The organism is Pseudofrankia saprophytica (assembly GCF_000235425.2).
In the GTDB taxonomy this organism is placed as follows: Bacteria; Actinomycetota; Actinomycetes; order Frankiales; family Frankiaceae; genus Pseudofrankia; species Pseudofrankia saprophytica.
In genome coordinates this window covers 4,328,721-4,334,884 of record NZ_KI912266.1, presented here as the reverse complement: position 1 = coordinate 4,334,884, position 6,164 = coordinate 4,328,721, and the positions used below count along the sequence as shown (strand labels likewise).

Here is a 6,164-nt window from a genome sequence, read left to right as displayed (position 1 = left end):
CGGCGCGAGCGCCAGCGACGCGGCGACGGGCCGGGGCGCCGTCTGGCCCAGCGGGCGGCGCGGGCGGCGGCGCGGCGGCTCCCCACCGGCGGTCTCGACCGGCGCGTGGCCGACGACCAGGGCGGGCGGCGCCTCCTCGGCCTGGGCCCTGGCCACGGTGAGCAGCGCCGAGCCGACCGGCACGAGGTCACCCTCGGCGCAGTGCAGGGCATGGACGACACCCGCGAACGGCGACGGGATCTCGACCGCGGCCTTGGCCGTCTCCACCTCGACGAGCGGCTGGTTGAGCTCCACGGTCTGCCCTGGCTGTACCAGCCAGTGCACGATCTCCGCCTCGGCGAGGCCCTCGCCGAGGTCTGGCAGGTGGAACTGGTCGTACATCTGGCCTCTTTCCACCGGTCTGGCGGTCGGCCGTCCCGGCCGTGGCCTCGGCGCTCTCGGCGCCCTCGGCGCGGTCAGTACGTGCGGTCAGTACGTGTCAGTACGTGCGGTCAGTACGTGAAGGTGCGGTCCACGGCGTCGAGCACCCGGTCGAGGTCGGGCAGGTACTCCTGCTCGAGGCGCGCCGCCGGGTAGGGAGTGTGGTACCCGCCGACCCGGCCGACCGGCGCCTCCAGGTGGTGGAAGCAGTCCTCGGTCAGCCGCGCCGCAATCTCGGCGCCGAGCCCGGCCGTCACCACCGCCTCGTGCACGACGACGGCTCGGCCGGTGCGGCGCACCGAGTCGGCCAGCGTCGGCCAGTCCAGCGGGGCGAGCGAGCGCAGGTCGACGACCTCGACCGAGCGGCCGTCGGCCGCGGCGGCGCTCGCCGCGTCCAGGCAGGTGCGCACCGTCGGCCCGTAGGCGATGAGCGTGACGTCGGTGCCGGGCCGGGCCACCCGGGCGCGTTCCATCGGCGGCGCCGGGTCCTCGGGGACGGCGAGCGGGCCACGTTCCCAGTAGCGCCGCTTCGGCTCGAAGAAGATCACCGGGTCGTCGCAGGCGATCGCCTGGCGCAGCAACAGGTAGGCGTCGGCGGACGTCGACGGCGTCAGCAGCCGCAGCCCCGGGGTGTGCGCGAAATACGCCTCCGGGGACTCGCTGTGGTGCTCGACCGCGTGGATCCCGCCGCCGTAGGGGATCCTGATCGTCACAGCCATCCGCAGGTGACCGGCGGAGCGCTGGTGCAGCCGGGAGAGCTGGGTGACGATCTGGTCGAACGCGGGGTAGACGAAGCCGTCGAACTGGATCTCACAGACGGGCCGGTAACCGCGCATCGCGAGCCCGATCGCGGCGCCGACGATGCCGCTCTCCGACAGCGGGCTGTCGATCACCCGTGCCTCCCCGAACTGCTCCTGCAGCCCGTCGGTGACCCGGAAGACCCCGCCGAGGCGGCCGACGTCCTCCCCCAACAGCACCACCTTCGGATCGGCGGCCATCGCGTCGCGCAGCCCGGCGCCCAGCGCCCTGGCCATCGGGACGGCGGCCGGCGCGGGCTCGGTGGCGGCCCTGGCCTCGGGGACCAGGAGTGTGCCTGGTGGCGGTGTGCGTGTGCTCATACCTGGAACGACTCCCGGTACTCGCGGAAGCGGGCTCGCTGGACGCGGGCCTCCTCCGTCTCGGTCACCAGCACCTCGTCGAAGAACGCGTCCGGCGCAGGATCCGCCAGCGCGAGCGTCTCCGCCCGCAGCTCGGCGGCGGCCGCCTCGGCCTCGGCCCGCTGCCCGTCGAACCAGGCGGCGTCACAGACCGGCGCCAGCGCCCGCACGACCCGGTCGATCGGGTCGAGCGCCCGCCAGAGGTCGACCTCGCCGGCCGGCTGGTAGCGCGTCGGGTCGTCCGAGGTGGTGTGCGGTCCCATCCGGTAGGTATAGGCCTCGATCAGTGTCGGGCCTTCGCCCGCGCGTGCCCGGGCGAGCGCCGCCGACGTGACCGAATGCACGGCGACGACGTCGTTGCCGTCGACCCGCACCCCGGGGAACCCGAAACCCGCGGCCCGCGCGGCCAGCGGCACCCGCGACTGGCGCGCCGCCGGCGTCGAGATCGCCCACTGGTTGTTCTGGCAGAAGAACACCACCGGGGCCTTGAAGCTCGCCGCCCACACGAACGCCTCGTTGGCGTCGCCCTGGCTCATCGCGCCGTCACCCAGGTAGGCGAGGACCGCCGCCGGCTCCTGCCCGCCCGCCACGCCGGCCTGGGCTTCCAGCCGAGGGCCGAGCTGGGCGTCGAGCTGGAGACCGAGGGCGTAGCCGACGGCGTGCAGCGTCTGCGAGGCGAGCACGAGCGCGTAGTTGGCCAGGTTGTGCGCGGCCGGGTCCCAGCCACCATGGGTGATCCCGCGCAGCAGCCGCATCACCTCGACCGCGGGCAGGCCCCGGTCCCAGGCGACGGCGTGCTCCCGGTAGCTCGGGAAGATGAAGTCCGCCGGTGCGGCCGCGCGCACGGAGCCGATCTGGGCCGCCTCCTGGCCACGCAGCGGGATCCACAGCGCGAGCTCACCCTGACGCTGCAACGCCGTCGCCGCCTCGTCGAGATGACGCGCCCGCAGCATCGCCCCATAGCAGCCCTTCAGCTCCTCGACACCCAGCAGCGGGCGAAAGTCCACATGCTCGACCGCCGACCCGTCCGGATTCAGCAGCCGCACGCCGTAGTCGTCGGACGATTCACCCGAACTCACGTAGCGCACTCCCCCTCTGAGCTGGCCGTGACCACCACAAATACAGACTCACCATATTTCGACCACTTTCGGTAATCGAATACCGATGTAGTTGTACGCCCGACAACTACCGTAGGAGTCCACCTGGATGCGTTACGTTATTACCGGGAGGTCACCACCGGTGGGAGGCATGCGGTCGCCCGCGGCGACGCGCTCGGTGAAGCCGAGGTCGGCGACCTGGTCGCACCGCCCCTGCGCGTCCTCGGCCACCAGCCGCCGCGAGCACACGAGCGGCCCGCCCGATGGCACCCCGGCACGCCCTCCGAACTCATCGCGTGTCGACAGGTAGCCGTTGCCAGCCCGACCGCCGGCCATTTCCGGTATCACCGGATCCGCGAGGACAGCTCCATGGGCGATGGGCATACGCGAGATAACGGGCATCGCCGCCGGACCCGGAAGCCGGCGACGCACGAAAGAGGGGCGGTGCCTCGACAGGAGGCACCGCCCCAGCCCATCAGGACCTCCGGAGCATCAGCCGTTCCGGATGGTCACGACAGGAGCCGACCGGCCGGTCCAGCAGCGACGACTACCAGCCCCAATCCCAGTCGTCCTTACGGTCCTTGCCCCAGCCATCCTTACGGTCCTTGCCCCAGCCGTCCTTACCCCAACCGTCCTTACGGTCCTTGCCCCAGCCGTCCTTGCCGTCCTTACCCCAACCGTCCTTGCCATCCTTGCCCCACTCGTCCTTGCCCTTGTCCCAGCCACCGTCCTTCTTGTCGCCCCAGCCCCAGTCGCAGGCCTGCGCGGCAGCGACGCCCGGGCCGAATCCAAGAACCACGGCGACGGCGCCGGTCACGGCAATGGTGGCCGCGCGTCGACCAATCGACTTCTTCATCTAACCGGTCCCCCATATCACCTGATGGCCTGCGGCCCGGCGGGATCTCTCTCGCGCGGACGTCGGCCGGCCGCCGCTGAATGCGACGTCGGAATGACTTCGCGACGCAGCGTAACCGGATTTCGCCCAGCCGAAAAAAGGATCAGGGAGCGTCTTGCCATTTCGGCTTATACGTTCCCGTCCCGGCCTTCGCGCCGGTTCCGGTCATACCAGCTCCAAAGCCAGGCAGGGCGCCGACGATATCCGCGTATTCCATCGATTCCGGCGACGGAAATGGGCCGGAAGAAAACGGCCTAGAAGACCGGTGGAGCCATCACGGAACCGACCGGTGCCGGTGCTTGACAGTATTCCCGGGAACAAGTGCCCGACCTCCCACGGCCGTCCGCCATGCCGGCGGGCACCATCGGTCAGGTCATCCCCGCCCGGGCTCCGGGGCGTCGGTACCCGGCCGCGGGCATGGTCACGAGTCCGGCCCGCGGCCCGGCCTGGCTGAGTCGGCACGGGACAAGACCGGGCCGTTCGGCCGGGATGCGCGCAGCGGCAGTCAGCCGCGACCGGTGGCGTCGACGATCGGGGTGGCGACCCGGCCGACCCGCTCGATCTCGACCTCCACCCAGTCCCCGGGCACCAGGTAGCGGGGCGGCCTGCGGATGTAGCCGACGCCCGCGGGGGTGCCGGTCACCAGCAGGTCGCCGGGGTACAGGGTCATCGTCTGGCTGATGAAGGACAGCACCTGACCGACGCTGAAGATCATGTCGCTGGTGTCGCCGTCCTGGACGACCTCCTCGACCTGAGAGCCGTCGTCCGCCCGGGTGCGCACGCGGGTGACGACGCGCAGCCCGTCGGCGGGGTCGCCGACCTCGTCGGCGGTGACCACCGGGCCGAGCGGCCCGCTTCGGTCGGAGTTCTTGCCGAGGGTCCACTGCGGCGAACGCCCCTGGGCCCGCCTGGCCGACAGGTCGTTGAACGCGGCATAGCCGAGCACCCCGGCCAGGGCCGTCGCCTCGTCGGCGTCGGCGAGCGTCGCGCCGAGGACGACACCCAGCTCGCCCTCCCAGTCCAGCCCGCGTTCCCCCGCCGGGACGGGCGCCGGCGTCCCGTCGACGGTCAGCGACACCGTCCACCGCCCGAAGATCGCCGGGTATTTCGGCAGCGGGAGACCGGTCTCGGCCGCGTGCGCCCGGTAGTTCAGCCCGACACACAGCACCCGCGCCGCCGGCGGGACCGGCGCGACGATCGTCAGCTCGCTGACGGGCCGCGCCGCGGTCCCCGGCAGCGCCAGCGCCTCGGCGGCGCGGTCACGCCAGCGGGGCACGTCGGCATAGAACTCCTCGACCGGCGCGAGCCCGATCACCCCGGGCCCGGCCGGCATCGACCCGGCCGCCGTCGCCGCCCCCGGCGCGCCACCACCGGCCCGGGTCAGGACGCCGACCACCGACCTGCCGCGTTCCCGGAACCCCACGAACCGCATCGCGCCCCCTTCCCAAGCCCCACGACAACCCGACCGACGCGACGGCGACCGCCCAAACCGTGGTCGGTGAGCGTGTCCCCGCGGTCGATCATCGACCACGATCCACGACCGGAAGGCGAAACGTGGCCGATGGTCGTGTCCCCACGATCGCTGGTCGGCCACGGTTCACGGCTCACGGCCGTCGGTCAGTCAGGCAGGCGGACAGGCGGGGCCGTGCGGCGCAGCCACCACAGGCCGAGCGCCGGCAGCACGACCGGCAGGAAGAAGTAGCCCTGGCCATAGACCGACCAGACCGCCTCGTCGGGGAACAGGTCCCGGTCGACGACGCTGAGCGTGCCGACGGTGAGCACCCCGGCGAGCTCGGCGGCGCAGGCGGCGGTCGCCAGCCGCCGGCCGCCGGCCGAGGACCGGGTGAGCCCGATCGTCGCCAGGATGTACACGACGCCCGCGAACGCGGACAGCAGGTAGGCGACCGGCGCCTCGTCGAACTTCGTGATGATCTGTACGAGCGCGCGCGACGTCGCCGCGACCGCGAACACCGCGTAGACGGCGACCAGCAGCCGTCCCGGCCCGCTCGACGTCCGCCGCGCGCCCGGTACCGGCGCCGCCGTGTCCTCCGGAGGCGTACCGCCCACCGTGGCCGGCTCCCCCGCCGTCTCGGTCGTCATCCCGTCCTCCCGCCGTCCCTGTCTGGCTCACCCCGGCTCCGGCCGAAGGCCCCGGTGGTGGCCAAGCCGCGCACGCCCCGGAGTCCCGGAGCCTCGGGGCAGGTCCGGGCGTCGACCCCCGTCACGACCAGGTCTGCTGCAGGCGCTGCACCATGACCGCCACCACGAGGGCCGCGACCCCGAGCACCGCCGTCCCCGACCGGGACCGCTCCCCTACCGCCCACCATGCCCCGATGGGCAGCGCCACGACGGACGCGACCAGGTAGAGCACGAACGTCAGCGGCTCGTCGGCGTGCTCGCCCCGGGCGACCAGCACGATCGCGCCGACCACTTGGGCGAGGATCAGCGCCTCGACGACCCCGGCCCCGGCGAGCACCGACTGCCCGATCGGCCGGTTGCGCCAGGCGAGGAAGAACACCCAGGCCGCGAGCAGCAGCGCCGCGACCGCCACCGCGACGGCAATGACCCTGACCATCTCTCGCGCCCACCTCTACT

8 protein-coding genes are annotated in these 6,164 nt (G+C 72.6%); all 8 read right to left on the bottom strand.

Features of this window, described 5'->3' with window-relative positions; translation table 11 throughout:
- Positions 1 to 381: biotin/lipoyl-containing protein (locus tag FRCN3DRAFT_RS55145; RefSeq protein WP_007520146.1), on the bottom strand; the 381-nt coding region annotated here is incomplete at its 3' end.
- Between the two features lie 110 nt (positions 382 to 491).
- The gene (locus tag FRCN3DRAFT_RS0218095; RefSeq protein WP_007520148.1) at positions 492 to 1,538 is read right to left on the bottom strand and encodes an alpha-ketoacid dehydrogenase subunit beta; all 1,047 of its coding nucleotides are present in this window, start codon (positions 1,536 to 1,538) and stop codon (positions 492 to 494) included.
- A complete protein-coding gene (locus FRCN3DRAFT_RS0218090) occupies positions 1,535 to 2,656 on the bottom strand; it encodes a thiamine pyrophosphate-dependent enzyme (protein WP_007520149.1) in 1,122 nt (373 codons plus the stop codon). Before FRCN3DRAFT_RS0218090 ends, FRCN3DRAFT_RS0218095 begins: the two co-directional genes overlap by 4 nt.
- A gap of 132 nt (positions 2,657 to 2,788) precedes the next feature.
- A complete protein-coding gene (locus FRCN3DRAFT_RS0218085) occupies positions 2,789 to 3,010 on the bottom strand; it encodes a hypothetical protein (protein ID WP_027140702.1) in 222 nt (73 codons plus the stop codon).
- A gap of 211 nt (positions 3,011 to 3,221) precedes the next feature.
- Positions 3,222 to 3,530, bottom strand: coding sequence for a hypothetical protein (locus FRCN3DRAFT_RS0218080; protein WP_007520151.1), 309 nt, complete (start codon positions 3,528 to 3,530; stop codon positions 3,222 to 3,224).
- A 544-nt stretch (positions 3,531 to 4,074) separates the two neighbouring features.
- A complete protein-coding gene (locus FRCN3DRAFT_RS0218075; protein ID WP_007520152.1) occupies positions 4,075 to 5,001 on the bottom strand; it encodes a fumarylacetoacetate hydrolase family protein in 927 nt (308 codons plus the stop codon).
- Between the two features lie 185 nt (positions 5,002 to 5,186).
- Positions 5,187 to 5,669, bottom strand: coding sequence for a hypothetical protein (locus tag FRCN3DRAFT_RS0218070; RefSeq protein WP_007520153.1), 483 nt, complete (start codon positions 5,667 to 5,669; stop codon positions 5,187 to 5,189).
- Between the two features lie 121 nt (positions 5,670 to 5,790).
- A complete protein-coding gene (locus tag FRCN3DRAFT_RS0218065) occupies positions 5,791 to 6,144 on the bottom strand; it encodes a hypothetical protein (RefSeq protein ID WP_007520154.1) in 354 nt (117 codons plus the stop codon).
- Positions 6,145 to 6,164: the final 20 nt, after the last annotated feature.